The organism is Arthrobacter sp. 05N425 (genome assembly GCF_056397125.1).
This window is the reverse complement of sequence record NZ_JBFTMU010000002.1, coordinates 58,562-84,210: the sequence shown is the minus strand read 5'-3', so window position 1 is coordinate 84,210 and position 25,649 is coordinate 58,562. Positions and strand designations below refer to the sequence as shown.

At 68.3% G+C, this 25,649-nt stretch carries 23 protein-coding genes; 9 read left to right on the top strand and 14 right to left on the bottom strand.

Annotated features, from left to right (window positions below; all coding sequences use genetic code 11):
- The first annotated feature begins 19 nt into the window (after positions 1-19).
- Both trmB and AC1DGE_RS03600 read left to right on the top strand, forming a co-directional pair.
- Positions 20-943, top strand: coding sequence for a tRNA (guanosine(46)-N7)-methyltransferase TrmB (trmB, locus tag AC1DGE_RS03605; RefSeq protein ID WP_476916919.1), 924 nt, complete (start codon positions 20-22; stop codon positions 941-943).
- A 152-nt stretch (positions 944-1,095) separates the two neighbouring features.
- Positions 1,096-1,914, top strand: coding sequence for a DUF1206 domain-containing protein (locus AC1DGE_RS03600; RefSeq protein WP_476917051.1), 819 nt, complete (start codon positions 1,096-1,098; stop codon positions 1,912-1,914).
- 8 nt (positions 1,915-1,922) lie between these two features.
- On the opposite strand, the gene AC1DGE_RS03595 is transcribed toward AC1DGE_RS03600, so the two are convergent.
- Together AC1DGE_RS03595 and AC1DGE_RS03590 are read right to left on the bottom strand one after the other, a co-directional pair.
- Positions 1,923-2,597: an anti-sigma factor family protein gene (locus AC1DGE_RS03595; RefSeq protein WP_441416613.1), complete on the bottom strand. Its 675-nt coding sequence runs from the start codon at positions 2,595-2,597 to the stop codon at positions 1,923-1,925.
- Positions 2,594-3,094, bottom strand: coding sequence for a sigma-70 family RNA polymerase sigma factor (locus AC1DGE_RS03590; RefSeq protein ID WP_441416612.1), 501 nt, complete (start codon positions 3,092-3,094; stop codon positions 2,594-2,596). The genes AC1DGE_RS03595 and AC1DGE_RS03590 overlap by 4 nt, the downstream gene beginning before the upstream one ends.
- 153 nt (positions 3,095-3,247) lie before the next feature.
- Here AC1DGE_RS03590 and AC1DGE_RS03585 point away from each other — a divergent pair, with 153 nt between their 5' ends.
- Positions 3,248-3,814, top strand: coding sequence for a COG4315 family predicted lipoprotein (locus AC1DGE_RS03585; protein WP_476909227.1), 567 nt, complete (start codon positions 3,248-3,250; stop codon positions 3,812-3,814).
- On the opposite strand, the gene AC1DGE_RS03580 is transcribed toward AC1DGE_RS03585, so the two are convergent.
- A complete protein-coding gene (locus AC1DGE_RS03580; RefSeq protein ID WP_476916918.1) occupies positions 3,811-4,710 on the bottom strand; it encodes a DMP19 family protein in 900 nt (299 codons plus the stop codon). The genes AC1DGE_RS03585 and AC1DGE_RS03580 overlap by 4 nt on opposite strands.
- A gap of 163 nt (positions 4,711-4,873) precedes the next feature.
- Between AC1DGE_RS03580 and AC1DGE_RS03575 the strand changes: the two genes are divergently transcribed.
- Positions 4,874-8,332 (top strand): DEAD/DEAH box helicase, encoded by a 3,459-nt coding sequence (locus AC1DGE_RS03575; RefSeq protein ID WP_476909225.1) that lies wholly within the window; start codon positions 4,874-4,876, stop codon positions 8,330-8,332.
- Positions 8,333-8,441: 109 nt separating this feature from the next.
- Positions 8,442-10,067, top strand: a complete 1,626-nt coding sequence (locus tag AC1DGE_RS03570; RefSeq protein ID WP_476916917.1) for an FG-GAP repeat domain-containing protein — start codon at positions 8,442-8,444, stop codon at positions 10,065-10,067.
- A gap of 16 nt (positions 10,068-10,083) precedes the next feature.
- Here AC1DGE_RS03570 and AC1DGE_RS03565 read toward each other — a convergent pair whose 3' ends face one another.
- From AC1DGE_RS03565 to AC1DGE_RS03535, 7 genes are all read right to left on the bottom strand, one after another.
- Positions 10,084-10,482 (bottom strand): hypothetical protein, encoded by a 399-nt coding sequence (locus tag AC1DGE_RS03565; protein WP_441416607.1) that lies wholly within the window; start codon positions 10,480-10,482, stop codon positions 10,084-10,086.
- Between the two features lie 258 nt (positions 10,483-10,740).
- Positions 10,741-11,163 carry a heat shock protein transcriptional repressor HspR gene (locus AC1DGE_RS03560; RefSeq protein ID WP_441416606.1) on the bottom strand — a complete coding sequence of 141 codons (423 nt, stop codon included), beginning with the start codon at positions 11,161-11,163 and terminating at the stop codon, positions 10,741-10,743.
- 10 nt (positions 11,164-11,173) lie between these two features.
- Positions 11,174-12,157, bottom strand: coding sequence for a DnaJ C-terminal domain-containing protein (locus AC1DGE_RS03555; protein ID WP_441416605.1), 984 nt, complete (start codon positions 12,155-12,157; stop codon positions 11,174-11,176).
- Between the two features lie 94 nt (positions 12,158-12,251).
- Entirely contained in the window at positions 12,252-12,902 is a 651-nt protein-coding gene (locus AC1DGE_RS03550; RefSeq protein ID WP_476909223.1) for a nucleotide exchange factor GrpE, read from the bottom strand.
- 2 nt (positions 12,903-12,904) lie between these two features.
- Positions 12,905-14,764 carry a molecular chaperone DnaK gene (gene dnaK / locus AC1DGE_RS03545; protein ID WP_175322345.1) on the bottom strand — a complete coding sequence of 620 codons (1,860 nt, stop codon included), beginning with the start codon at positions 14,762-14,764 and terminating at the stop codon, positions 12,905-12,907.
- A gap of 324 nt (positions 14,765-15,088) precedes the next feature.
- Complete coding sequence (locus tag AC1DGE_RS03540; RefSeq protein WP_441416603.1) at positions 15,089-15,541, bottom strand: hypothetical protein; 453 nt, start codon at positions 15,539-15,541, stop codon at positions 15,089-15,091.
- 206 nt (positions 15,542-15,747) lie between these two features.
- Positions 15,748-17,973, bottom strand: a complete 2,226-nt coding sequence (locus tag AC1DGE_RS03535) for an MMPL family transporter (RefSeq protein WP_441416602.1) — start codon at positions 17,971-17,973, stop codon at positions 15,748-15,750.
- Between the two features lie 176 nt (positions 17,974-18,149).
- Between AC1DGE_RS03535 and AC1DGE_RS03530 the strand changes: the two genes are divergently transcribed.
- The 4 genes from AC1DGE_RS03530 (at position 18,150) to AC1DGE_RS03515 (ending at position 20,854) form a co-directional block, all read left to right on the top strand.
- Positions 18,150-18,653 (top strand): MarR family winged helix-turn-helix transcriptional regulator, encoded by a 504-nt coding sequence (locus AC1DGE_RS03530; RefSeq protein WP_441416601.1) that lies wholly within the window; start codon positions 18,150-18,152, stop codon positions 18,651-18,653.
- Positions 18,654-18,716: 63 nt separating this feature from the next.
- Positions 18,717-19,532: a methyltransferase domain-containing protein gene (locus AC1DGE_RS03525; RefSeq protein ID WP_441416600.1), complete on the top strand. Its 816-nt coding sequence runs from the start codon at positions 18,717-18,719 to the stop codon at positions 19,530-19,532.
- Between the two features lie 86 nt (positions 19,533-19,618).
- Positions 19,619-20,170, top strand: a complete 552-nt coding sequence (locus AC1DGE_RS03520; RefSeq protein WP_441416599.1) for a dihydrofolate reductase family protein — start codon at positions 19,619-19,621, stop codon at positions 20,168-20,170.
- A 60-nt stretch (positions 20,171-20,230) separates the two neighbouring features.
- Positions 20,231-20,854 carry a LysE family transporter gene (locus AC1DGE_RS03515; RefSeq protein WP_441416598.1) on the top strand — a complete coding sequence of 208 codons (624 nt, stop codon included), beginning with the start codon at positions 20,231-20,233 and terminating at the stop codon, positions 20,852-20,854.
- A 19-nt stretch (positions 20,855-20,873) separates the two neighbouring features.
- Here AC1DGE_RS03515 and AC1DGE_RS03510 read toward each other — a convergent pair whose 3' ends face one another.
- The 4 genes from AC1DGE_RS03510 to AC1DGE_RS03495 all read right to left on the bottom strand — a co-directional run bounded on the left by AC1DGE_RS03510 (position 20,874) and on the right by AC1DGE_RS03495 (position 25,649).
- The gene (locus AC1DGE_RS03510) at positions 20,874-22,466 is read right to left on the bottom strand and encodes an acyl-CoA synthetase (RefSeq protein WP_441416597.1); all 1,593 of its coding nucleotides are present in this window, start codon (positions 22,464-22,466) and stop codon (positions 20,874-20,876) included.
- A 42-nt stretch (positions 22,467-22,508) separates the two neighbouring features.
- The gene (locus AC1DGE_RS03505) at positions 22,509-23,852 is read right to left on the bottom strand and encodes an MFS transporter (protein ID WP_441416596.1); all 1,344 of its coding nucleotides are present in this window, start codon (positions 23,850-23,852) and stop codon (positions 22,509-22,511) included.
- A 41-nt stretch (positions 23,853-23,893) separates the two neighbouring features.
- Complete coding sequence (locus AC1DGE_RS03500; protein ID WP_441416595.1) at positions 23,894-24,349, bottom strand: MaoC family dehydratase; 456 nt, start codon at positions 24,347-24,349, stop codon at positions 23,894-23,896.
- A 79-nt stretch (positions 24,350-24,428) separates the two neighbouring features.
- Positions 24,429-25,649, bottom strand: coding sequence for an acyl-CoA dehydrogenase family protein (locus AC1DGE_RS03495; RefSeq protein ID WP_476916916.1), 1,221 nt, complete (start codon positions 25,647-25,649; stop codon positions 24,429-24,431).

Genomic DNA, 25,649 nt, shown 5'->3' with positions numbered 1-25,649 from the left:
CTCCACTATTCTGGGAGTGATGAGCGAATCCCCAGAATCCCCCCAGACGCCGCAGCCTCCCCGCCCGGTTACTCCCGGCAGCCAGGCATCGTTCGGCACCTACGGCGGCCGGCCGGTCAGCTTCGTACGCCGCGGCACCCGCCTGCAGGGACGCCGCCAGGCCGCGTGGGAAGAGCACTCGGACCGGTGGGCGGTGGAGGTCCCCCGGCACATCGCCAACACGTCCGTGCACCCCGCTTACGTGTTCGACGCCGAGGCCGAGTTCGGCCGGACGGCTCCCTTGATTGTCGAGATCGGCTCGGGGCTGGGCGACGCCGTCTGCCACGCGGCCGAGGAGAACCCGGACAAGGACTTCCTGGCCGTGGAGGTCTACACCCCGGGCCTGGCCAACACCCTCATCAAGATCAACAGCCGCGGGCTGAGCAACGTCCGGGTGGTGGAGGCCAACGCCCCCGAGGTGCTTGCCACCATGCTCCCGGCGGGCTCGGTCACCGAGATCTGGGTCTTCTTTCCCGACCCCTGGCACAAGTCGCGGCACCACAAGCGGCGCCTTATCCAGCCGGCCTTCGCCGAGCTCGCGGCCCGGGCGCTCAAGCCCGGCGGTATCTGGCGGATCGCGACCGACTGGTCCAACTACGCCGTGCACGTGCGCGAGGTCCTGGCCGGCTCCGCCGACTTCGAGAACCTGCACGAGGGCGAGCGCAGCGGCGCTGACAGCCCGCTCACGCAGGTCTGGGAGTCCGGGGTGGAGTCCGTTGTGGGCGGGGCCCCGGTCAAGGAGGGCCGCGCGCCGGTCAGCACCGAACACACCGGGCCCAACGAAGGCGTCGATGAGACCGGCGGCTGGGCGCCTCGGTTCGAGGGCCGGATCCTGACGAGCTTCGAGAACAAAGCCCACGAAGCGGGCCGGCTGATCTTCGACCTCTGCTACCGGCGCCGCTGACACACGCACCCGCCCGGTCCCGGTGCCGGGACAGCGGCCGGCGTGGCACAAGTGCTGTTGCGCAGCAGGTTCCCGTGGCACGATTACCGAAGATGCATGGCTAGCGGCGGCACGAAGGCGCCAGCCGAGCCAGAAGACGCGAAGGACCGATCATCAAAAAAGAACTTAAGGACGCCGCGGAAGTCGCCGAGGACGTCACCAACTCCAAGCCGCTCGAGTACGCGGCACGGGCAGGGTTCGCCGTTTCCGGCGTCCTGCACTTCCTGATCGGGCTCGTCGCGATCCGGCTCGCGATGGGCGGGCAGGGGCAGGCTGATGTCAGCGGCGCCGTTGAGGAACTCGCCAAGCAGCCGGCTGGACCGGCGCTGCTGTGGAGCGCCTTCGCGGCCTGCGTCGCCCTGGCCATCTGGCAGACCAGCGACGCGGTGTTCGACTTCAACCGCCTGCCCACCAAGGACAAGGTCGGCAAGAAGCTCAAGGCCGCCCTCCAGGCCGTGGTCTATGCCGGGTTCGGGCTCACGCTGGCGTCCGTGGCCCTCGGGGCCCACGCAGACCACCGCCGCTCCACCAGCGACCTCACGGTCCAGCTCATGAAGGCCCCGGGCGGCGTGCTGCTGCTGATCGTCATCGGCGCTGCCATCGCGGTCACCGGCGTCGTGTACGCCATCCGTGGCTTCCGGAAATCGTTCCTCAAGTACCTGCGCCTGCCCGCCAACGAGCACACCCGCACCGCGGTGACGGTCGCCGGTGTCGCCGGCTATGCCGCCAAGGGTGTGGCCCTGCTGTTGACCGGGCTGCTGATAGTCATCGCCACCGTGAAGGCGAACCCGGCGGAATCAACGGGGCTCGACGGCGGCCTGAAGGCCCTGCGCGAGCAGCCGCTCGGGATGTACATGCTCGCCGCCGTCGGCGCGGGCCTGATCTGCTACGGCATCTTCCTGGCCGTCCGGGCCCGGCTCGCCCGGATGTAGGGGCTTCCCTACCGCGGCGGCACGGTGATGACCGCGACGGTCTGCTGCTGGCCGTTACGCATCTCGATGCTGGCGATGCTGGCCAGCTGCAGCGGCGTGGCCCCGGTGATGCGCACCTTGCCGCTGGGGGTGGCCGTCCAGGCGCACGCCCGGTCCTCGCCGCCGTCGCGGCCCTTCACCCAGAGCGAGAGGGTGCCGTCCACTGGCATGCTCCTGCCATCGACTGCCAACTCGGTGCCCCACGTTTTCTTCACGAGGCCGACGGTGAACTGCGGCCCGTTGCCGGCCGCCACGGAATAACTGGCGTCCGGCTGGGGCTGCTGTGCCAGCAGCGGCCCGGCCAGGAAACCTACCGCCAGACAGGCCGCGGCAACCGCCGCCAGCGCCGCCGACCACAGCCGTCGCGCCTTCCGCCGGCGGGCCGCGAGCGCGGCCAGCAGCCCCCGAGGGACGGACACCGGAGCAGCCTCGGCGGCCGGGGCGGGCCGCGTGAGTGTGGTGAGCGCGACGGCGTCGGGCACGGGGACGGCGTCGAGCAGCGCCGGGAGGCTGGCGAGTTCGTCAAGGGCCGTGCGGCAGTCCCGGCAATCGGCCAGATGCCGTTCGAAAGCCGCAGCCTCACCGGGTTCCAGGCCGCCGAGCAGATACGCGCCAAGCAGCTGGTGGAGTTCGGTTCCGTTCACTGCTGCACCCCCATTTCGTCGAGGATCGTCCGCAGGGCCCGCACCGCGTAAAAGGCCCGGGACTTCACCGTACCGGCTGGAATGTTCAGGTGCGCGGCGGCTTCCTGGACGGTGAAGCGGCGGTAGTGGAGGGCGACCAGGACGTCCCGGTGCTCGGCACTGAGGCGCAGCAACGCCTCCTCCATCAGGACCCGGTTGAGCAGCTCATCGACGCGTTCCGCGGCGCCCGCAGGGTCGGCGACCTCACGCTCGGCGGCCTCCCGCGGCCGGCGCTGGGCCTTGCGGTAGTTGTCGATCATGATGTTGCGGGCGGTCCGGAATAGATAGCTGCGCAGGCTGCCGGTGATCTGCGGCGCCTGCTGCCAGACGCGCAGCACCGTTTCCTGCACGACGTCGTCCGCCAGCTGCGGGTCGTGGCACGCGCCCAGGACGAACCGCCGCAGCGCCGTTCCGTGCTCGCGATAGATCGCGGCCACCACGTCTTCATCCAGCGGCATGCGGCACCTCCCGGGCTTGGTCCCTCTGCCCCACTAGGACGTACACGCCGGCCCGAAAGTTCAACGGAACACCCTTGAACCATTCTTCACCCGCCGCCGTCGTAACAGCTAGCCGGACAGCGAGATGGCCGGCACCTAGCCTAGGAGCCAACAATGACAAAGCACTTCGGCGCCACCCTGTCTGCCCTCGCTCTTGCCGTCGTCGTTTCCGGCTGCGCTGGGGGCAGCGGGACCACGACGCCGGCGCCGGCTGCCGGCACAACGGCGGCCTCCGCCACCACAGCGGCTGCCTCCCCGGCGCCGGCAACTTCGGCGACCGGCACCTCCGGGTCCAGCGCCCCGGCGTCGGCCGCTGAGCTTAAGACTGCCGCGACCAGCGCCGGGCAGGTGGTCGTGGACGCCAAGGGCATGAGCGTCTACCTCTTCACCAAGGACACCAAGGACTCCGGCACGAGTGCCTGCACCGGTTCCTGCATCGCCGCCTGGCCGCCGGTGCTTGCCGGCTCCGACGCACCGGCGGCGGAAGGCGTCACCGGCAAGGTGGGCACCATCCCCACGCCGGACGGCAAGAAGCAACTGACCATTAACGGGATGCCCTTGTACTACTACGCCAAGGACCGGGCGCCCGGTGACACCACCGGCCAGGGCGTCGGGAACGTTTGGTACCTCGTCAACCCTGCCGGTGAAATGATCACTTCCGCCGCTGGCGGCGGCTACTAGGCCCCGGACGCGAGGCCGTCGTCGGACTCGTCCTCGAACTCGACGGCGGCCACGATCTCCCGGGTCTCCGGGTGGATCATGTACGCCTCCTCGTCGTCCTCCAGCATGAGGAACTCGCCCTGGTCCGTGGTGAAGTGCCAGGCCAGGACGCGTTCGCCGTGGTGGTCATGGTTCGGGTCGCCCATGGTGATCTTGAGCAAGGTGTGTCCGGCCAGCTCGCAGAGCTCCCGGATGATCAGCTCAAACTCCGGCGCGCTGCTGAGTTCCTCCTCGGCCGCTGCTGCCTGACGCTCCGACAGGTTCGGGATCCGGGACACCCGCTCGTGGATGTGCCGGTCGAGTTCGTCCTCGTCCAGGACCAGCAGGTCCGGCTGGCCGCGGAGCCAGGCGGCATTGAGCGCGACAATGTCCTCGGTTTCCAGCAGCGGCTCGAATCCGTCGTCGAGCTGCTCCAGGAGCTGGACCGCCTCGGGTACCGCCGCCGCACCGCCGTCTTCACCACCCAGCTCGGCGTCGCCGTCGAGATAGGCCTCCGCTTCCTCCTCCGAGAGCGAGTCATAGGCAGCCACGCTGCGGTTGAACAGGTCCAGGTGCGCGGCGGCGCCCATGCCGGCCAGCCCTTCGCGGACGTACTCGTCGATCTCCTCGCGCTCCGGCACGGTGAAGACGTACTGGGCGAAGCCGCCGCCGAGCGACTGCGTCAGATAGAAGTCCACGTAATAGCTGCGCAAGGCGTTGGCCGCGATTTCCTCGGCATCCAGCAGTTCCGCGTACATGGCGTTGACGACGTCGACGTTGTTGTCCACGATGTCCACGTTGCCGCCGTTGAGGCTCTCCCTGGTCAGCACCGGGGCATGGCTGGTGGCGGTCGGGCTCTGGGTCAGGCTGGTGCTCATGGGGATCCTCACGGTGGTGGCGGGCGCTGCTCCGGTCCCTTCCACGGTAGGCCCGCCCGGTTCCGGGGCGTCCGAGCGCGAGGTGAACGTCAGGCGAAGTTTCCGGGCACCGCCAGGCTGGCTAAGATGGATCAGATGACCAACTGCTGGAAGTAGTGCGCACATGCCATCCCATCCGGACGAGAGTGCGGCACTGGCAATACAGACCCCCGCAATCAACGACCGCTCCCTCGCGGCCGGACTTGCTTACGCCATGGGGAGCCGGGTTTCCGGGATTTCCTTCGACGCCGCCACCGGGCTGATGCTGGGCAAGGTCCGCGGCGGCGCGGACGTGCCGTATTCGACGACGGCGAAGCTGGTCCGCAAGGGCGGCGGCTGGAGCTGCACCGTCGGTGTCTGCAGCTGCCCGGTGCGCAAGGACTGCAAGCACGTGGCGGCCCTGCTGTTTGCCGCCGAGGACAACCCGGCGACCCGCGTCCAGCTGCTCGCGCCCGCGGAATCCTCCCGGCTGTCGCGCCAGCCCTCGGCGCTGGACCTGCCGGACTGGGAGCAGGCCCTGAGCCCGCTAATCGCCCGGCCTGGGATCACCCAGTCGACCAACGGCGTGCCGCTGGCACTGCAGTTCGAGATCGAGGAACCGGCCCCACACTTCTCCTACACGGGCCGCCGGGACCCGCTGCGCAGCGTCCGCCAGCTCAAGGCCCGGCCCGTCATCATGGGGGCCAAGGGCAAGTGGATCCGGGGCGACGTCTCCTGGAACACCCTGAGCTACCTGAACTACCGGCGCGAATGCAACGAAGCCCACGTGGAGTGGATGCAGGAATTCCTCGCCTCGCACACGGCCCTGGCCAACCGACAGCACGCCGGCACCGCGCCCTGGCTGGGACTGAACACTTACGCCGGCAAGAACCTCTGGAGCCTGCTGGCCGAGGCCCGGAAGATCGGCCTCGCCCTGGTCCACGGCCGGGGCGACGAACCCGTACGGCTGGCCGACGAGCCAGCCGCCGTCGGACTCAACCTGACCCGGCTCGGCGCCGAGGAGGCCGACGGCGGCGGGCTGGCGCTCGCACCGACGATCACCGTCGAGGGCGCGGTGGTGGATCCGGCATCGGTCGGGACCATCGGCCGCCCGGCCCACGGCATCTTCCTGACCTCCGGCGCCGACGCGCTGCCCGGCGTCGCCCCGGGCGACTCCGCGATCACCCTCGCACCCCTGGAGGCCGGACTCAGCGAGGAACTCCTGACCTTCGTCACCGCCGGCACCACGCTGCATATTCCGTCCCGGGACGAGGGGCGCTTCCTCACCGGGTTCTATCCCAAGCTCAAGCAGACCGCCCGGGTGACCGCCTCCGACGAATCCGTCGAGCTGCCCGCCCTGGCCGTCCCCACCCTGTCCCTGCTGGCCAACTACGGCGCAGACCACCGGGTCCGGCTGCACTGGGAGTGGCACTACAAGGCCGGAACCCTGGTCACGGCCCAGCCGCTGTGGCGGCACCCCGGCGACCACGGCTACCGCGACGACACCGCCGAGGCCCGCATCCTGGAAACCGTGGGCCAGCCGTGGGACATGGTGCCGAAGCTCGGCGAATCGGCTACCGGAGGCTGGGGCACTCCGCGGCTGGCGGCGTCCGCGGAGCTCAGCGGCCTGGACACCCTCGCCTTCACGGAGGAGGTCCTCCCTAAGCTGCGCGAGCTTTCGGAAGTTTCCGTGGACACGGCCGGCGAGATTGCCGACTACCGCGAGGCCGAGGAAGCCCCGGTGGTGTCGATCTCCACCAAGGCCACCGACCAGCGGGACTGGTTCGACCTGGGCATCCAGATTTCGCTCGAGGGCCAGCCGGTGTCCTTCGCCGCCGTTTTCTCCGCCCTGGCGTCGGGCCAAACCAAGATGCTGCTGCCCAGCGGCGCGTACTTCTCCCTGGACCTGCCCGAGCTGCACCAGCTGCGCGCCCTGATCGAAGAGGCGCGGGAACTGCAGGACAACAAGGACGCGCCGCTGCAGATCAGCCGGTTCCAGGCCGGGCTCTGGGACGAGCTGGCACAGCTGGGCATCGTCGACGAACAGGCCGCCGCGTGGCGCGAGGCCGTCGGCGGGCTGCTCGAGGGCGGCGTCAAGGGCCTGCCGCTGCCCGACACCCTGGACGCCGAGCTGCGCCCGTACCAGCTCGAGGGCTTCAACTGGCTCAGCTTCCTCTACCGCCACGGGCTCGGCGGCGTCCTGGCCGATGACATGGGCCTGGGCAAGACCGTCCAGGCGCTGGCGCTGATCTGCGCCGCCAAGGTCGCCGCCGCCGAGACCGCCGCGTCCGCCGTCGCCGCCACTGTCGCCCCCGGGGCCGCGGCCGACGTCGTCGTCAGCCCGCCCGGCGGCGCACCCGGCGGGGCGCCCTTCCTGGTGGTCGCGCCCACCAGTGTGGTCGGCAACTGGCAGGCTGAAACCGCGCGGTTCGCGCCGGGCCTGACGGTGCGGGCCATCAGCGAGACCTTCGCGAAAAGCGGCTCGGTGCCGGCCGAGGCAATGGCCGGGGCCGACATTGTGATCACCTCCTACGCGCTGTTCCGGATCGACTACGAGGCCTACGCCTCCCGGCAGTGGGCGGGGCTGGTGCTCGACGAGGCGCAGTTCGTAAAGAACCACCAATCCAAGGCCTACCAGTGCGCCCGGAAGCTCCCGGCCGCCTTCAAGCTGGCGATCACCGGCACACCGCTGGAGAACAACCTGATGGAGTTCTGGGCGCTGACCTCGATCGTGGCGCCGGGACTCTTCTCCAGCCCCAAGCGCTTCGCCGAGTACTACCAGAAGCCCGTGGAGAAGAACGGGGACCGGGCACAGCTGGAGAAGCTCAGGCGCCGGGTCCGGCCGCTGATGATGCGCCGCACCAAGGAACAGGTCATCCACGACCTGCCGCCCAAGCAGGAGCAGGTCCTCGAGGTCGTGCTGAACCCGCGGCACCAGAAGGTCTACCAGACGCATCTGCAGCGCGAGCGGCAGAAGATCCTGGGCCTGATCGAGGACGTCAACAAGAACCGTTTCACGATCTTCCAGTCGCTGACCCTGCTGCGGCAGCTCAGCCTGGACCCGTCCCTGATCGACCCCTCGCTCTCGGGGGTGCGCTCCAGCAAGCTGGACGTGTTGTTCGAGCAGTTGGAGGACCTCGTGGCCGAGGGCCACCGCGCGCTGATCTTCAGCCAGTTCACCGGCTTCCTCGGCAAGGTCCGCGAACGGCTCATCGAGGAAAATATCGAGTTCTGCTACCTCGACGGCAGCACCCGCAACCGCACCGACGTCGTCAACGAGTTCAAGAACGGCGCCGCACCGGTGTTCCTGATCAGCCTCAAGGCAGGCGGCTTCGGCCTGAACCTGACCGAGGCGGATTATGTGTTCCTGCTGGATCCGTGGTGGAACCCGGCCTCCGAAGCGCAGGCCGTGGACCGGACGCACCGGATCGGCCAGGCCCGCAACGTGATGGTCTACCGGCTGGTGGCGAAGGACACCATCGAGGAAAAAGTCATGGCGCTCAAGGCCAAGAAGTCCCAGCTGTTCGCCGACGTGATGGAAGGCGACGCCCTCTCCGGCGGCGCACTGACGGCGGAGGATCTGGCCGGGCTGTTCACCGACTGACGGCTGGTCCGGCCCGTCCGCGCAGGGGCGTCCAGCCCTAGCGGAGGGCGTCGATCCGGGTGTCCAATGGTGCGTATCGGGAAGAGCTTGGGCGAAGGAGCGGGTGGCCATGGCCGCGCGTATGAGGTTCATTGACACCGCGGCGCACCCGCGGCGGCCCGCATCGGCGCTGGCGTCGGTGGTGGCAGCCTTGGCCCTGGTGTTGGGCCTGCTGCCGGCCACCGCTCCGCCGGCGCAGGCGGCCACCCTGTACGGACATGACATCTCCTGGCCGCAATGCCCGACGGCGGTCGGCGGCCTGGGCCTGCCGTTTCCTCCGGCGACTACCCAGTTCGTGGTGCTGGGCCTGACCCGGGGACTGCCCTTCACCGAGAACCCGTGCCTGGCCAGCCAGGTGGCCTGGGTCGGCACCAATAACAAGCGCGCCCACGCCTACACCATGGCGGCTTTCCCCACCGCCGCCCAGCTTGCCACCTACCGCGCGCAGGGGCCGTGGTCCGCCAGTACCCGGGCCGGAGAGCTCTCCAACGTCGGTTACGCCGAAGCCCGCTACGCCCTCGCCAGCCTCCAGCGGGTGAGCTTCCGGCCACCCGTCGTCTGGATCGATGTGGAGCCGCGGCCGGCCCAGCCCTGGCCCGCCGCCACCGCGGTGCAACGGCGCGAGAACCGGTACGTGGTGGAAGGCCTGATGCGGGGCCTCCGGGACGCGGGATACTCCTACGGCCTCTACTCCTTCGCCTCCGGCTGGCAGGACATCACCGGCTCGTGGAGGTTGCCGGGGGTGCCGGTCTGGGCCACCGCCGGGCGCCTCGACTACCCGTCCGAAGCCCTGGACCGGTGCCGGCAGGCCAGCTTCTCCGGCGGCCGGGTCTTCCTGTCACAGTGGTACGACGACGTCCGCGACTACGACCTCACCTGCGCCCCCTACGCGTTTACCGCGCTGCCCGTGCCGGCCTCCGCGCTCTCGGGGGCGACCGCGGATTTCAACGGCAACTGGAACAACGATGTCCTGGCCCGGGTCGCCGCCACCGGCGAGCTGCGGCTGTACCCGGGGACGGGGCGCGGCGGGCTGTTTCCGGGCATCCGGATTGGGGCCGGCTGGGCCGCGTACAACGCCCTCGAGACTCCCGGGGACTTCAACGGCGACGGCCCCCTGGACGTCCTGGCACGGGAGGCCGCGACCGGCAAGTTGTGGCTGTACCGCGGCAACGGCACCGGCGGATGGCTCAGCCGTATCCTGGCCGGCAATGGCTGGCAGATCATGAATGGCATCCTCGGCCCGGGCGATTTCAACGGCGACCAGCGCGTCGACGTGCTGGCCCGCGAGGCAGCGACCGGCTTCCTCTGGCTCTACCCGGGCAACGGCGCCGGCGGCTGGCTCCCGCGGGTGCGGGTCGGGGGCGGCTGGAACATCTTTAATGCGCTGGTGGCCCCGGGCGATTTCGACGGCGACGGCGCCGCGGATGTCGTGGCGCGGGAGACTGCCACCGGCCGGCTGTGGCTGTACCGCGGCAGCGGCACGGGCGGCTGGCTCCCCCGGGTGCTGCTCGGCGGCGGCTGGAACGGCATGACCGCCCTGATGAGTCCCGGGGATCTCAACGGTGACCGCACACCGGACATCCTGGCCCGCGATAGCGCCGGAAGCCTCTGGCTTTACCCGCGAAGCAGTGGCGGCACGTGGCTGGTGCGGGTGCGGGTCGGAGGCGGCTGGAACACCCTCAACGCGATTTTTTGAGCCGGCGCCCCGGGGATCACACGGCGGCGGATGCCACAGCCCGCGGCGCCGGCAGGCTCTTGCGGAGCCAGCGTCCCAGGGCCTTGCCCTTGCCCGTCCACCAGCTGTCCTCGTCCGTGTCGTGGTGCCAGCGGAAGATCACCGCAACCAGGACGAAGACCCCGGCGGCCACCTGTTCCCAGGCGCCGGACGCGGCATGGACCAGCACAACGAGGGACATGCAGAGGATGGACGGAAGCGCCAGCGTCCGGAACACGGTGTTGGCTACGTAGCGCCGCCTGGAGCGCGGCACCGAGACTGCCCGGACCATATCGAAACAGACGCAGACCACCACAACGGATTGGCCAAGGGTGAGCAGGAGCAGGCCCGGCAGGGAATGTCCGAAGAGTGCGACGGCGTACAGTCCGCTGTTCATGGCCGGCCCGCGATCGTTGCGGACGCCGGCGCTGCTGCGTCCGGAATAGTTGACTGAAGCATGTGCTGTGCCCCCCGACATTTTGCACTGGAGCCGAGTCATATCGGCTGTCCACTCGGCGGCCACCCGGCTGCCAAGACCATTCAACCGGCCGCGCAGGCGGGAAGTCACTGCCTGGCGGTACCCGACTATGCGGATTAGGCCACCCGAATTTGCGACCGAGTACTCAGTTCGCCCGGGCCGACTACTTGGAGGCGGTCAGGGCGTCTCATGCGGCCGCCATACCACCAGGGCCTGCGAACGGGCGCGGGGCCGCTGTCCGCGGGCCAATGTGACGACGTCGCCGGCTGCCCCCGCGGCGAAAATGCGGGAGTCCAGCGGCTGCCGGCGCCGGCCCAGTTCCTCGGTCAGCTCGGTGACCCGGCGCTGCAGCGCCGCAACCTGGTTTTCCAGTTGCAGGATCCGCTTGATGCCCTCGAGTGAGACGCCCTCCTGGGAGAGCCGCTGCACCTCGCGGAGCATGTTCACGTCGCGCTGCGAGTACCGCCGGGACTTGCCGGGGGCGCGGCTGGGCGAGACGATGCCGAGCCGGTCGTACTGGCGCAGCGTCTGCGGGTGCATGTCCGCCAGTTCCGCGGCGACGGAGATGACGAAGATCGGCTGGTCGAACTCGATGTCCATGGCAGGACTCCTACAGCCGGGCCTTGGCTGCCAGGCCGGCGCGGACGTCCTCGCCGGAGGTGGCCGCGGCGAAAGCCTTCACGGCTTCCTCGGCGTCCTTGCTCAGCTTCTTCGGCACGGCGACGTCGATGGTCACCAGCAGGTCACCGGTGGCCTTGGTGTGCTTGACGCCGCGTCCCTTGACGCGGAGCGTGCGCCCTGACGGGGTGCCGGCGGGAACGCGGACCCTGACCTTGTCCCCGTCGATGGTCGGAACCTCGATGTCGGCGCCCAGGGCGGCCTCGGCGAAGGTGACCGGGACATGGATGCGCAGGTTGTCGCCGTCGCGGGTGTAGAAGTCGTGCGGTTTCACCGTGACGGTGACCATGAGGTCGCCGTTGCCGGCCGGACCGTACTGGCCCTTGCCGCGGACGCGGACCTTCTGGCCGTCCTTGATGCCGGCCGGGATGCGCACGTCGATGACTTCGCCGTCCGGTTCGCGCAGCCCGATGGTGGTGCCGCGGATGGACCCGGCGAAGGAGATGCTGGTGGACGCGGTCCGGTCAGCACCCTTCTGGGGTGCGCGCTGGAAGGACTGGCCACCGCCGCCGAAGCCGCCGCCGCCAAACAGGTCGGCGAACTCGGGCGGGATGCCGCCGGCGGTGCTGTAGCCGCCGGAGTGGCGTCCGCCGCCGCCGGTGAACAGTCCGCCGAAAAGGTCCTCGAAGCCGGCACCGCCGGCCGCCCCGCCGGCGCCGCCGGGGGCGAAGCGGGCGCCGCCGCCCATGGCCCGGATGGCGTCGTACTGCTGGCGCTCGTCGGCGTCGGAAAGCACCGAGTAGGCCTCGGAGATGTCTTTGAACTTCTTCTCCGATGCAGTATCCCCGGCGTTGGTGTCCGGGTGATGCTGCCGCGCGAGCTTCCGGTAGGCCTTCTTGATGTCGGCGTCGGAAGCGTCCTTGGCGACACCAAGGATCTTGTAGAAGTCCTTGTCCACCCAGTCTTGGCTAGCCAATGGCGTTTCCTTTCAAAAGTGTGTGCCGAGATGACAGTTCACGCCAATGTTTGCGGGAAACACCGGCGCGAACTGTCATCTCGATGACGTGCTGCTAGGCAGGGACGGCCACGATGACCTGGGCCGCGCGGAGCACCCGGTCGCCGGACTTGTAGCCCGAGCGCAGGACCTGGCTGACGGTGTCGGTCTCGACATCCGGGCCGGGCTGCTGGATGAGGGCCTCGTGGATCGTGGGATCGAACTCCACGCCGGTCTCATCGATGCGCACCAGGCCGTACGTCTTCAGCGCGTTCTCCAGCTTCGCGGCGATCGCGGCGAACGGTCCGTCCGCCAGGTCGCCGTGCTGCCGGGCGGCGTCGACGTCGTCCAGCACCGGAAGCAGGGCGTTGAGGACGCCGATGACGGCCATCTCCCCTGCCACGGCGCGGTCACGTTCAACGCGCTTGCGGTAGTTGACGTACTCGGCCTGCAGGCGGCGGAGGTCGTTCTTCAGTTCCTCCGCCTCCCCGGCACCTGCGCCCTGCGCCACGGACTCCGCTGCCGGAACCTCGACGCTATTGAGGATGTCCTCGGCCTGGGACAGTGCGTCCCCGGAATCGGGCTCCCCTGCGGCGGCGCGCTCCTGGTCGGGATGGCGTGCCTGGCCGGTCTTCGGATCAACCTTGCGGTTGTCGTGGATCACCGGCTTCTGGCTGTCATCACGGCTCTCGTCGCCGTGCTCTTCTTCGTTACCGTGGTGCGGCATGATTACTTCTTCTCGTCTTCGTCAACGATCTCGGCATCAACGATGTCCTCGTCGGAAGCCGCCTGCTCGCCGGCCGGAGCACCCTGGGCGCCAGCGGCACCGTCGGGGGAACCGGGCTGGGCGTAGATGGCCTCGCCGAGCTTGGTCTGGGAAGCCTGCAGCTTCTCAAACGCGGTCTTGACGGCGGCGTCGTCGGTGCCTTCGAGCGCTGCCTTGAGGGCGTCGACGTCGGCCTGGACCTCGGTCTTGACCTCTTCCGGCAGCTTGTCGGCGTTGTCGGCGATCAGCTTGTCCACGGAGTACGCGAGCTGCTCGGCAGTGTTGCGGGTGTCGGTCGCCTCGCGGCGGGCCTTGTCCTCTGCTGCGTGCTCCTCGGCGTCGCGGACCATGCGGTCGATGTCTTCCTTGGAGAGGCTGGAGCCGCCCGTGATGGTCATCGACTGTTCCTTGCCGGTGCCCTTGTCCTTCGCGGAGACGTGCACAATGCCGTTCGCATCGATGTCGAAGGTGACCTCGACCTGCGGCACGCCGCGCGGGGCGGGTGCGATGCCGGTCAGTTCGAAGGTGCCCAGCGGCTTGTTGTCGCGGGTGAACTCACGCTCGCCCTGGAAGACCTGGATCGCCACGGACGGCTGGTTGTCGTCCGCCGTGGTGAAGGTTTCGCTGCGCTTGGTGGGGATGGCCGTGTTGCGCTCGATCAGGTGCGTCATGACACCGCCCTTGGTCTCGATGCCCAGGGACAGCGGGGTGACGTCGATCAGCAGCACGTCCTTGCGCTCACCCTTCAGCACACCGGCCTGCAGTGCGGCGCCGACGGCGACGACCTCGTCCGGGTTGACGCCCTTGTTCGGCTCCTTGCCGCCGGCGAGTTCCTTGACCAGCTCGGAGACGGCGGGCATACGGGTGGAGCCGCCGACCAGCACGATGTGGTCGATGTCGGAGAGCTTGATGCCGGCTTCCTTGATGACGTCGTGGAAGGGCTTCTTCGTGCGCTCCAGCAGGTCCTTGGTGAGGTCCTGGAACTTCGCGCGGGTCAGCTGCTCGTCCAGGTGGACCGGGCCGTCGGGGGTGACGGAGAGGTACTGGAGCGAGACGTTGGTGCTCGAGGAGGAGGAGAGTTCCTTCTTGGCCTGCTCGGCAGCTTCACGCAGGCGCTGCAGGGCGATCTTGTCCTTGGAGAGGTCGATGCCCTTGACCTTGAGCTGGTTCAGCAGGTAATCCACGACGCGCTGGTCCCAGTCGTCGCCGCCGAGGCGGTTGTCACCGGCGGTGGCGCGCACCTGGATGGTGGAGAAGTCGTCTTCGTCCTTGCCGACTTCGAGGAGGGACACGTCGAAGGTTCCGCCGCCGAGGTCGAAGACGAGGATGAGCTCGTCTTCCTTGCCCTTATCCAGGCCGTAGGCCAAGGCAGCCGCAGTGGGCTCGTTGACGATGCGCAGGACCTTGAGGCCAGCGATCTCGCCGGCTTCCTTGGTGGCCTGGCGCTCGGCGTCGTTGAAGTATGCAGGAACGGTGATCACGGCGTCCGTGACCTTTTCACCGAGGTAGGACTCGGCGTCGTTCTTGAGCTTCATCAGGATGCGCGCGGAAATTTCCTGGGCGGTGTACTTCTTGTCATCGATCGCGACGTTCCAGTCGGTGCCCATGTGGCGCTTGACCGAGGCGATGGTGCGGTCGATGTTGTTGACGGCCTGGCGCTTGGCGATCTCGCCGACCAGGACTTCGCCGGACTTGGAGAATGCAACAACCGACGGCGTGGTGCGGCCACCCTCGGCGTTGGCAATGACGGTGGGCTCGCCACCTTCGAGAACGGAGACGACGGAGTTAGTGGTTCCGAGGTCAATACCTACTGCACGTGACATGTGTTGCTTCCTTCTTTCCTTGGAAACTTGCTGGCCCCCGGCAATCGGGCGGGTGCCCGGCGGCCGGGCCATACCCGGCGATCGAGCCCGTCGAAAACGAGGCGCGCCCACTTATTGAGCGCTCTGCACTCAACTTTACCCAGCCCGGGATGGATGTCAATCCGAAGTTGAGTCCATTCGACTCAACTTGGAGTTACGAGTGGTGCTTCCGGGCCGGGAAGCGCCGCAAAGCCGCGGATTTGAGCGGATTTAGGGCAGCGCAAACGCTCCGCAGCCGTGATTTCGCTGTGCGAGAACGGGCCCGCGCCAGGTGCGGCAGCGGAACTAGAGCTCCTCGCGGCCCGCATCGTCCCGGACGGTGCCATCCCGCCCTGCCGGTTCGTCGTGGGCGGCATCCTGGGTGCGGCGGCCTGTGCGCTGGGCGCCCGCGGCCCCGGCGGCCCCATAGTCGCCCTCCGGATATTCGCCCTCCTCGACGCCGGCGGCGTCCGGACCGGTTGCGCCCGCCGCCCCGTAGTTGCCTTCGGGGTAGTCCCCCTCTTCGGCGCCGACGGTGGAGCCGCTGGCTACTCCGGCCCGGCCGTAATCCCCTTCTGCATATTCACCCTCGGGGGCCGCTGCCGGATTCTCCCCCGCAACGCCCGCCCGGCCGTAGTCGCCCTCGACGTACTGGCCGGCGTCGCCCTCGGTCGCCGGTTCTTCGGCGGCAGCCGGAACCGGGGCGGTGCCGTGCTGCTTCTCTGCTGCCGTTCGATCAAACTCACTGTTTTCAGACATGTTTGGATCCCTCCTGCAAGCGTGGGCGCCCGCGCGGGCGCAGTCGCAGTCTATCGAGCGCCGCGGGGAGGCAACAGGGGTCCGCCCGAGCGTGCGGCACCCCGGCTGCCCCCCGGCGCCGCTTAACGAAGCAGCCGCCGCCACCGCACCTGGTGGGGGCCAGGGACGGTGACGGCGGCTGCGGCAGGGGGTTCGCCGGGTTCCGGCTAGCGGAGCCCCGCCTCGGCGGATTCCGGCTCCGGGGCGGCCGGCAGCTCGCGTGCCGCGGCATCGGATGAGGGCCGTCCCAGCTTGCTCGGCCACCAGATCCGCGGGCCAATGTCGTAGGCCAGGGCAGGGACCAGCAGGGACCGGACCAGGACGGTGTCCAGCAGCACGCCGAACGCGACGATGAAGGCCAGCTGCACCAGGAACATGATCGGAATGACGCTCAGCGCCGCGAAGGTGGCCGCCAGGACCACGCCGGCCGAAGTGATCACGCCGCCGGTGACGCCGAGGCCCCGCAGGATGCCCGGACGGGTGCCGTGTTTGAGGGACTCCTCGCGGACCCGGCTCATCAGGAAGATGTTGTAGTCCACGCCCAGCGCCACGAGGAAGACAAAGCCGAAGAGCGGGACCGTGGCATCGGCCCCCGGGAATCCGAGGATGTGGTTGAAGACCACGGCGGAGACGCCCATCGCGGCCCCGTAGGAGAGCACCACCGAGGCGACCAGCAGGACCGGCGCCAGCACGGAGCGCAGCAGCAGCATCAGGATTACCAGGATGACCGCGAGGACCACCGGGATGATGGTGACGAGGTCACGCTGGGCCGTGGTGTTGGTGTCCAGGGCCGTGGCGGTCACACCGCCGACGAGGGCGCCGCCGTCGATCCTCTTCAGTTCCTGCCGCAGGTTTAGCACGACATTTTCGGCCTCATTTGAGTCCGCGGCGTAGTTCAGCGTGGCGTTGATCAGCACCTTGCCATCCCTGACCGCCGGGGCGGTGGGGGCTGCGGGGGCGCCGGGGGCGCCCTGCGCGCCGGGGATGATCGGCACGTTGCCTTCGGCCAGCAGGTAGGCATCCCCGACGCCGTCGCTCGTCTTGGTCCTGTCCAGCACCTCCTGCGCCTTGGCCTGGTCGGCGACGATCACGGCGGGGCTGCCGGAGCCGGCGTCGAAGTGCCGGGCCAGGGCGTCCTGGCCGTCCACCGCATTGGAGGCTGCGAGGATGACGTCGGTCTGCGGTACCCCGTTGGCCTTGAGCTGGAGGACGCCGGCGGATGCCACCAGGAGCAGCAGTACGGAGGCGATCCAGACGGTGCGGGGCCGGCGGGACACCAGGGACCCGGTGGCGCGCCAGATGCCCTTCTGGCCCTCCAGGCCGGTGACGAGTTCGGGTTCGCGCTCTGTCTCCGGGAGCAGCTTGGGGCGGAACGGCCAGAAGGCGACGCGGCCCAGCAGCGCCATCATCGCCGGCAGCAGGGTCAGTGCCGCGAAGAGCGAGCACAGGATGCCCGCGGCCGCCACCGGGCCGAGGGCCTTGTTCGAGTTGAGGTCGGAGAAGAGCAGGCAGAGGAGCGCGATGATGACCGTGGCGCCCGAGGCCAGGATCGGCTCCCAGGCGGCCTTCCACGCCGTGAGCGCCGCGGCCGTGCGGTTGGCGGTGTGCGTCAGGGCTTCCCGGAAGCGTGCCACGTAGAGCAGTGCGTAGTCTGTGGCGGCGCCGATCACCAGAATGGAGAGGATGCCCTGGCTCTGCCCGTTGAGCTGGATCCAGCCCAGCTTCGCCATGCCGAAGACCAGCAGGATGGCGGCGCAGAGCGCGAACACGGAGGTGAACAGCACGGCGATCGGCAGCAAGAGCGAGCGGTAGACGACCAGCAGGATCAGGAAGACCGCCGCCAGTGCCACGAGCAGCAGGATGCCGTCGATGCCGGCGAAAGCACTGACCAGGTCCGCCGTCAGCCCGGCCGGGCCGGTCACAAAGGTCTGCATTCCCTCCGGAGCGGAGGACTTCACCTCGTCCCGAAGTTCCTTGATGACGGTCTTCACTTCATCGGAGGACGCGATGGGCACCACGAACTGCACCGCCTTCGCGTCCTCCGACGGGATGGGTCCGATCACGGTGCTGCCAAGCTGCAGGGCTTCGAGTTTGCCCTTCAGCGCAGCGGCCTCGCCGAGCTGGGCCCGGGTGAACTCGGTATCGCTTTCGATCACAATAACGGCCGGGATCTCCTTGGAGTCCCGGAATTTAGCCTGCCAGTCCTGCGCCTCGGTGGCCTCGGCGCCCGCGGGAAGGAACGACGCCTGGTCGTTGGAGGAGACCTCGCTTAGCCGCCCGAACGTGGGGCCGCCGATCCCGGCGATAGCGAGCCAGGCGACGACGAGCACCACGGGCACCAGCCAGCGCAGCCAGAACGGGACACGGGTGGAGTTTTGCCGGTTGCGTTTCATGGTGTCCTTCTCGGGGTGGCGGTGCGGAGTAGACTTTAGTAAATCATAGATTATCTCCATGATCGATATAAGTGACAGCCTAGAAAGATTTTGACCGTGAAGGCTTACGGGCTGGAGTAAACTCCGGAAGGCGCGAACCGCGCAGGCCTCCCGAGGCGCCGAGCAGGAAGGGTGAAATGTCAACAGAGATGCCGGCAATCCCCGACGCCGCCGGCCCGTCCCCGCTGGTCAGTCTGCTTCAGGAGTTCAGCCTCGAAGCCAACCGCTACGCGGACTCGGCGGGCGCCCGCAACGACATGCACCGCACCGACCTCAACGCGTTGTCCGTGATCATGCAGCACACCGCGAAGAACCAGGTGGTCACGCCGGGCGTGCTGCGTAGGGAGCTCCATCTCAGCTCGCCCGCCACCACCGCGCTGATCGACCGGCTGGACAAGTCCGGGCACGTGGTCCGGGAACGGCAGGGCACGGACCGCCGGCAGGTCCAGCTCAGGATGACCCCCAAGGCGTACCGCGACGGCGGCGCCATGTTCCTGCCGCTCGCCCGGCACATGGGGGCCGCCCTGGAGGAGTTCACCCCGGCCGAGCTGGAAATCGCCACCCGGTTCCTGCACGCGATGATCGATGCCACGGTCCGCGCCGGCGAGGAAGCCGCCGCGGCCCCGACTGACTCGCAGTAGTCGCCGGCAACTGGCGCCGGTCAGTTGGGCCCGCCCCGGCTGCGGGAGGCGTAGCGTTTCCTTATGAGTGCCGAGCAGCCTGACGATGTCTACACCCACGGCCACCACGAGTCGGTGGTCCGCGCGCACGCCTCGCGAACGGCGGAGAACTCCGCAGCGTTCGTCCTCCCGCATTTGACCCCCGGAGTTTCGGTGCTCGACGTCGGTTGCGGGCCCGGCAGCATCACCTGCGATTTCGCCGCGCTCGTCGCCCCCGGCGAGGTCACCGGAGTGGACCGCTCCCCCGAGGTCATCGCCCACGCGGGCGCCCTGGCCGCGGAGCGCGGCGTGGCCAACGTCCGCTTTGTCGCCGGCAACCTCTACGAGCTGGACTTCCCGAACGAGACGTTCGACGTCGTGCACGCGCACCAGGTGCTGCAGCACCTCACTGATCCGGTGGCCGCCCTGCGGGAAATGCGCCGGGTGGCCAAGGCCGGCGGGATCGTGGCGGTCCGCGACGCCGACTTCCACGGCATGAGCTGGTACCCGGCCGTGCCGGAGTTGGACGAGTGGATGGAGCTCTACCAGCGGATCGCCCGACGGAACGGCGCCGAGCCCGACGCCGGACGGCGGCTCGTGTCCTGGGCGCAGGCCGCCGGGTTCACCGACGTCGCGCCGTCGAGCAGCAACTGGCTCTACGCAACCGGCCAGCAGCGGCGCTGGCAGGCCCGGGTCTGGGGCGAGCGCGTGCTGCACTCGGCCTTCGCAGACCAAGCGCTCGAGTACGGTTTCGCCACCGAAGCGGACCTGGCCCGGATTTCCGCGGGCTGGCACCGTTGGGGCTCCACGGACGACGGCTGGTTCCTGATCCCCAACGGCGAAGTGATCGCCCGGGCCTGAGCCACAAAGCAGGTTCCCGCCAGCCATTCCCTGCTTTCCAAACTGCCGCTAGGGTGCACTCAAAGACCCAGCAGCGAGGAGAAACCATGCGCAAAGTGACGGCCGGCCTGTTCAGTTCCGTGGACGGAGTGGTTGAAGACCCGTTCTTGTGGCAGTTCGACAGCTTCGACGAGGAACTGGGGGCCGGGATGGGCGAGATGATGGGCCGGATCGACACCGGGCTTCTGGGCCGGGTCGGGTACCAGCAATGGGCGCAGTACTGGCCCAACGCCGAAGCGGACGCGGATTTCGCAGGGTTCATCAACCCGCTGCCCAAATTTGTGGCGTCCCGGACCCTGACCGGTGACCTGGAATGGCAAAACTCCCGGCTGATCGAAGGCCCCTTGGAGGACTTCGTCGCGGACCTGAAACAGGGCGAGGGCGGCGACATCGGCATCTTCAGCAGCATCTCGCTGGTCCACCAATTGCTGTTCGCCGGCCTGCTGGACAGCCTGATGCTGATCGTCCATCCGGTGATCGCGGGCAGCGGCCGGCGGCTCTTCAACGACGGCGATCCCCTGACGCGGCTTGAACTGCAGTCGTCCCAGCAGACCAGCAAGGGCAACATGATTCTCAGCTACGGCCTCCGCGAGGGCTGACGACGGGCAGAGCCGCGTCATCAGGCAGGGCAGCCGGGGCCGGAACCGTAGACTTGGTAGGTGCAACTTTCCCTCTGGCTGGCCCTGGCCGGCGCCGGCGTCCTGATCAGCTTCACGCCGGGTGCGGGCGCCATCAACACCATGAGCAACTCCCTGAACTCCGGCTTCCGGCGTTCCATCTGGGGCATCCTTGGCCAGCAGGCCGCCTTGGTGGTGCACATCCTGATCGTGGCCCTTGGCGTCGGGGTGCTGGTGGCGAGCTCGCCGCTGGCCTTCAACATCATCCGCTACGCCGGAGCCGCCTACCTCGTCTACCTGGGCATCCAGCAGTTCCGGCACAAACCCGATCTGGACCAGGAGAAGGCCGCCGCGCTCCGCAACGAGCCGGCGCTCTCAATGTTCCGCCGCGGCCTGTGGGTCAACCTGCTCAACCCTAAGGCGATCGTCTTCTTCCTCGCCTTCATGCCGCAGTTCATCCGCCCGGACCAGCCACTCCTGCCGCAGTACCTCGTGCTGTCCGCCACCGTGATCGTGATCGACATCCTGGTCATGTGGTTCTTCTTCGCGGCAGCCGCCACGAGCTTCCAGCGCTTCACCCACGACGCCCGCGGGCAGCGGATCCTCAACCGGACCTTCGGCGTGCTGTTCATGGCCGTCGGCGTGCTGCTGGCGCTGATCCACTAGCCGCCGCGGACCCGGGCCGCTACTGTCCGTTCGCCGTAGTCAGTTTCCGCAGATCTGCCTTCCGGATCTTGCCGCTGGCGGTCCGGGGCATTTCGGCCACGAAAACCACGGACTTGGGGATCTTGTACCGGGCCAGCCGGCCTTCCAGGTGGCTGCGCAACTGCTCTTCGGTAAGCCGGGCGCCGTCGCGAAGCAACACCACGGCCCGCGGCACCTCACCCCACCTCTCGTCCGGCACGCCGATCACCGCGACGCTTCCGACGGCGTCGAGCTCGGCGATCGCTTGCTCCACCTCGGCCGGGTAGATGTTCTCCCCGCCGGAAATGATCATGTCCTTGAGCCGGTCGGAGATGAACACGAAGCCGTCCGGGTCCTTGTAGCCCATGTCACCGGACTTGAACCAGCCATCCGGGGTGTAGGAATCGGCCGAGGCCTCAGGACGGTTCCAGTACTCCCGGATGACGTTCGGGCCCTTGATCTGGATCTCCCCGACCGTTCCGGGCGCGGCCGGGCCGGCCTCCGGATCAATGGGGTCGGCCACCCGGACATCCGTGAAGAAATGCGGCAGCCCCGATGACCCGGCCTTGTCCCGGGACCGCGCGGCAGGCAGGGTGGTGGCACCCGGGGCCGTTTCGGTCATGCCGTAGCCGTTGGAGAACCGCAGGCCCCGCCGCTCGTAGGCCTCCAGGACGCGCATCGGTACCGCGGAGCCGCCGCAGGTCAGCTTGTTCAGCGAGCCGAGGTCCGTGGCGTCCCAGTCCGGGTGCTCACACAGCATCTGGTAGGTGGTGGGAACCCCGCTGATGGTCGTGGCGCGGTGCTGCTGGATCAGTTCCAGCGTCCGGCGCGGATCGAACTTGGCTTCCAGCACCACGGTGCCGCCCTTCAGGAGCGTCGGCAGCACGCCCATATCCAGCGAGGCCACGTGGAACATCGGAGAGATCATCAGGGCCACGTCGGTGGAGGAGAAATCGAAATCCACCAGCACGTTGAGGCAGTTCCAGGTGATGTTGCCGTGCGTCAGCAGCGCCCCCTTGGGGTTGCCGGTTGTTCCCGAGGTGTAGAGAATCATGGCCCCGTCGTCGAGGCCCACGGGCTCATCCGGCGCCAGCTCGGAACCGGACGCCACCACGTCTTCAAAAGCCTCGACGCTGCTGGAATCGGACCCTGTGCCCTCGGTACCGCCGTCGGGCGCTGCCCCGTCGGGCAACGGCGAGTCGACGACGACGATGCGGGCACGCACCTCGGTCGCCGCCGAGCCGCGCTCCGCGAGCCCGGCGAGCGCCGCCGCGTGGACCAGAAGCGCGGCGCCGCTGTCCCGGAGCTGGAACTGGATCTCGGGCGGAGCCAGCCGGGTGTTGAGCGGCACGAAGACCGCACCGAGCAGCCCGGCGGCAAACAGTGTTTCCAGGAAGGACGGATCGTTCTCCCCGAGGTAGGCCACCCTGTCACCTTTGACCACCCCGCGATCGCGGAAGGCGTTGGCGAGGCGGGCGGCCCGCCGGGCAAGCTCCTCGTAGCTGAGCTCCCGTGTTCCGGCGATGACGGCAGTCTTAGTGCTCGACTTTGGTCTGCGTCGTTGCAGCCACGAGCCGATGCCAAGATTCTCCACGGCAAATCCTTTCTAGTTAGACGGTAATGCCTGCGGGGCCGGTTAGGACCGGACGGCTTCCAGATCGTTGTTCTTCGGCTCCCGCGTCAGCAGGATGAAGACGATCGATACGACAGACATGATGGCGAGGTACCAGACGACGGACGAGGTGTTCTGGCCGGAATCCTTGAAGATCTGCGCCACAATCCCAGGCGTGAACCCTGCCCCCAGGAGGGTGGCGAGCTGGTAGCCCAGCGATGCGCCGGTGTAGCGGGAGGTGGTGCCGAACTGTTCGGAGACAAAGGCCGCGAGCGGGCCGAACAGCGTCGAGTGGATCATCAGGCCCACCGCGAACGCCACGAAGATCAGGCCGATGTTGTTTGAGGACAGCAGCTGGAACATCGGGACGAGGTACGCGATGAAGAGGAGCAGCCCGCCGATCATCACGGGCCGGCGGCCCAGCTTGTCGGAGAGCCGGCCGCCCATGACCACGAAGATGATGGAAACGAACGACGCCGCCGCGAAGGCGTAGAGCACGCCCTGCCGGTCGGCGCCCTTGGACACCGCGTAGGTCACGGAGAAGGTCGCCAGCACCACCTGCAGCGCAAATCCCGCCGCACCGGCCAGCATGGTGAAGATGAGGGCCTTGGGCCGCCGCAGGACCTGGAGCAGCGGGATTTCGCGGCGCCCGGCGCCCTCTTCGGCCTGTTCGGCTATTTCCTGCTCGAGGGCAGCCTTGAAGATCGGGCTTTCGGAGACCTTGAGCCGGACAAACATGCCCACCCCCAGCAGGACGAAGGACAGCAGGAACGGCACGCGCCAGCCCCAGGCGAGGAACTGTGCGTTTGGCAGGGCGGAGAAGGCGCCCATCACGAGGGTGCCAAGCACGGCGCCGGTGGGGGCGCCCGCGTTGACGAAGGACGCGGCGAAGCCGCGCCTTCCGGACTCCGAGTGTTCCAGCGCCATCAGGGCGGCCCCGCCCCATTCGCCGCCGACGGCGATGCCCTGGAACACCCGCAGGATCACCAGCAGAACCGCACCCCAGGGGCCGGCCACCGAGGCGTCCGGTACGAGCCCGATCAGGGTGGAGGCAATCCCCATCATCAGCATCGAGACGATGAGCATGCCCTTGCGGCCCAGCTTGTCGCCGAAGTGGCCAAAGATGATGCCGCCCAGCGGACGCGCGACGTAGCCCGCGGCAAAGGTGCCATAGGCGGCTACGACGCCCACCCAATCGTCCATGCCGGAAAAGAAGACCTTGGGGAAGACCACGGCGGCAGCCGTGGCATAGAGCAGGAAGTCGTAATACTCGATGGTGCTGCCGAGGTAGCTGGAGGCGATGACGGTCCGCGCCTCCCTGCGACGCGTGCCAGCGTCCATGGACTGCAACTGGGAAATCTGGGACATCGTTGTTCCTTGGGGCGGTGGGGATACTGGGGGTGAACGGTTTACTTGTAGAAGCGGGCGAGGAATTCGGCGACGACGGCGGGCCGTTCCTGGCCTTCGATCTCGATGGTGTTGGAGACCTTGATCTGGGCGCCGCCCTTGACCTCGGTCACTTCGGCGATCGTGGCGCGCATCCGGATCCGCGACCCCACTTTGACCGGGGAGGTGAAGCGGACCTTGTCCAAGCCGTAGTTCACCTTGGTGGTGACGCCTTCGACGTCGAACAATTCGCCCCAAAACGGGATGATGAGCGAGAGCGTCAGGAAGCCGTGCGCGATCGGGGCGCCGAAGGGCCCCTCCTTGGCGCGCTCCGGGTCCACGTGGATCCACTGGTCATCGCCGGTGGCGTCGGCGAATTTGTTGATCTGTTCCTGGGTGATTTCGCGGTATTCGGTGACGCCGAGGTCGGTGCCGGCGAGGGTGAGCAGTTTGTCGAAGTCGACGACGAGGTTGGGCATCTTTGGCTCCTGGTGTAGGTGGGTGGGGCGACGGCGGACCCGGCTGGAGGGCACCGCCTGGTGGCAAGAGGGTGGACGCTTAGTGGGTGAAGGCGCTGTGCCCGGTGAGTGCGCGTCCGATGATCAGGGCATTGATTTCGTGGGTGCCTTCATAGGAATAGACGGCCTCGGCGTCGGCATGGAACCGGGCGACGTCGGCCTCGAGCGTGATGCCGTTGCCGCCCACCACTTCACGGGCGAGCGCCACCGTTTCGCGCATCAGCAGGGAAGTCTGCATCTTTGCCAGGGCCGAGTCCTGGTCCCGGTAGATGCCTTTGGCTTGTTGTTCGGTCAGCCTGACCACGAGGGACAGGGCCGAGGTGACGTTGCCGAGCATCCGGGCGAGCTTCTCCTGGACGAGCTGGAAAGACCCCAGGGACCGGCCGAACTGCTCCCGCTGCGTGACGTAGCGGGTAGCTGCCTCGAACGCGCCGGCGGCCACGCCGGTTGCGATCCAGGCGACGTCCGAGCGCATGGCCCGGAGCATGGCGGCCACATCCCGGAAGGAGTTGACGTTGTGCAGGCGCATGGACTCGGGGACGCGGACCTCTTCGAGCGTGATGTGCGCATTCTGCATCATCCGCAGGGATGTCTTGCCGTGGATTTTCTCCAGGGTCACCCCGGCGGCCTCACGGTCCACGAGGAACGCTTTGACCTGTGCGTCCGCCTCGTCGCGGGCGAACACCGCCAGGACGTCGGCGGTGGCTGCTCCCCCGATCCAGCGCTTGGCGCCGTTGATGACCCAGGTGTCGCCCTCCCGCCGGGCGCTCGTGGAGAGCCCGCCGGCGATGTCCGAGCCGGACTCCGGTTCGGTCAGCGAAAAGACGCCTTTGAGGGAGAAATCGAGGACCTTGGGCATCCACTCGGCCTGCTGTTTCGCGGAGGCGCCGACCCGGATGGTGGTCCGGAACAGCCCGGCCTGGGCCGTGTAGAACGTGGCCAGGGACGCATCGGTTCTGGCGAGTTCGAAGATCCGGAAGCCGTGGTAGATGCCGCGGGCGGGTGTTTGCCCCGCACCCGGGGCGCCTGTCAGTTCCGCGGGCTCCATCAGGTCCAGGTCGATCAGCGGCCGGGCCAGCTGGTCCGGGAACTCGCCGCGCTCCCAGTACTCGGCGAGCAGCGGCCGGGCCTCTTCGTCCAGGAAGGCGCGCAGCCGGCCCAGGACCCGCCGTTCGGCGGGGGTGAGCAGGGATTCCGCGTCGTAGAAATCGCAGACGCCGTAGAGCCGCTCCTGCGCGGCGAGTTCCGAGTCCACGCTCAC

Coding starts and splice junctions, on each gene's coding strand:
- trmB (WP_476916919.1), top strand. CDS start 20: ATGAGCGAATCCCCAGAATCCCCCCAGACGCCGCAGCCTCCCCGCCCG.
- AC1DGE_RS03590 (WP_441416612.1), bottom strand. CDS start 3,094: ATGCCGCTGGATGAAGACGTGGTGGCCGCGATCTATCGCGAGCACGGA.
- AC1DGE_RS03585 (WP_476909227.1), top strand. CDS start 3,248: ATGACAAAGCACTTCGGCGCCACCCTGTCTGCCCTCGCTCTTGCCGTC.
- AC1DGE_RS03580 (WP_476916918.1), bottom strand. CDS start 4,710: ATGAGCACCAGCCTGACCCAGAGCCCGACCGCCACCAGCCATGCCCCG.
- AC1DGE_RS03575 (WP_476909225.1), top strand. CDS start 4,874: ATGCCATCCCATCCGGACGAGAGTGCGGCACTGGCAATACAGACCCCC.
- AC1DGE_RS03570 (WP_476916917.1), top strand. CDS start 8,442: ATGGCCGCGCGTATGAGGTTCATTGACACCGCGGCGCACCCGCGGCGG.
- AC1DGE_RS03565 (WP_441416607.1), bottom strand. CDS start 10,482: ATGAACAGCGGACTGTACGCCGTCGCACTCTTCGGACATTCCCTGCCG.
- AC1DGE_RS03560 (WP_441416606.1), bottom strand. CDS start 11,163: ATGGACATCGAGTTCGACCAGCCGATCTTCGTCATCTCCGTCGCCGCG.
- AC1DGE_RS03550 (WP_476909223.1), bottom strand. CDS start 12,902: ATGCCGCACCACGGTAACGAAGAAGAGCACGGCGACGAGAGCCGTGAT.
- dnaK (WP_175322345.1), bottom strand. CDS start 14,764: ATGTCACGTGCAGTAGGTATTGACCTCGGAACCACTAACTCCGTCGTC.
- AC1DGE_RS03540 (WP_441416603.1), bottom strand. CDS start 15,541: ATGTCTGAAAACAGTGAGTTTGATCGAACGGCAGCAGAGAAGCAGCAC.
- AC1DGE_RS03535 (WP_441416602.1), bottom strand. CDS start 17,973: ATGAAACGCAACCGGCAAAACTCCACCCGTGTCCCGTTCTGGCTGCGC.
- AC1DGE_RS03530 (WP_441416601.1), top strand. CDS start 18,150: ATGTCAACAGAGATGCCGGCAATCCCCGACGCCGCCGGCCCGTCCCCG.
- AC1DGE_RS03525 (WP_441416600.1), top strand. CDS start 18,717: ATGAGTGCCGAGCAGCCTGACGATGTCTACACCCACGGCCACCACGAG.
- AC1DGE_RS03520 (WP_441416599.1), top strand. CDS start 19,619: ATGCGCAAAGTGACGGCCGGCCTGTTCAGTTCCGTGGACGGAGTGGTT.
- AC1DGE_RS03505 (WP_441416596.1), bottom strand. CDS start 23,852: ATGTCCCAGATTTCCCAGTTGCAGTCCATGGACGCTGGCACGCGTCGC.
- AC1DGE_RS03500 (WP_441416595.1), bottom strand. CDS start 24,349: ATGCCCAACCTCGTCGTCGACTTCGACAAACTGCTCACCCTCGCCGGC.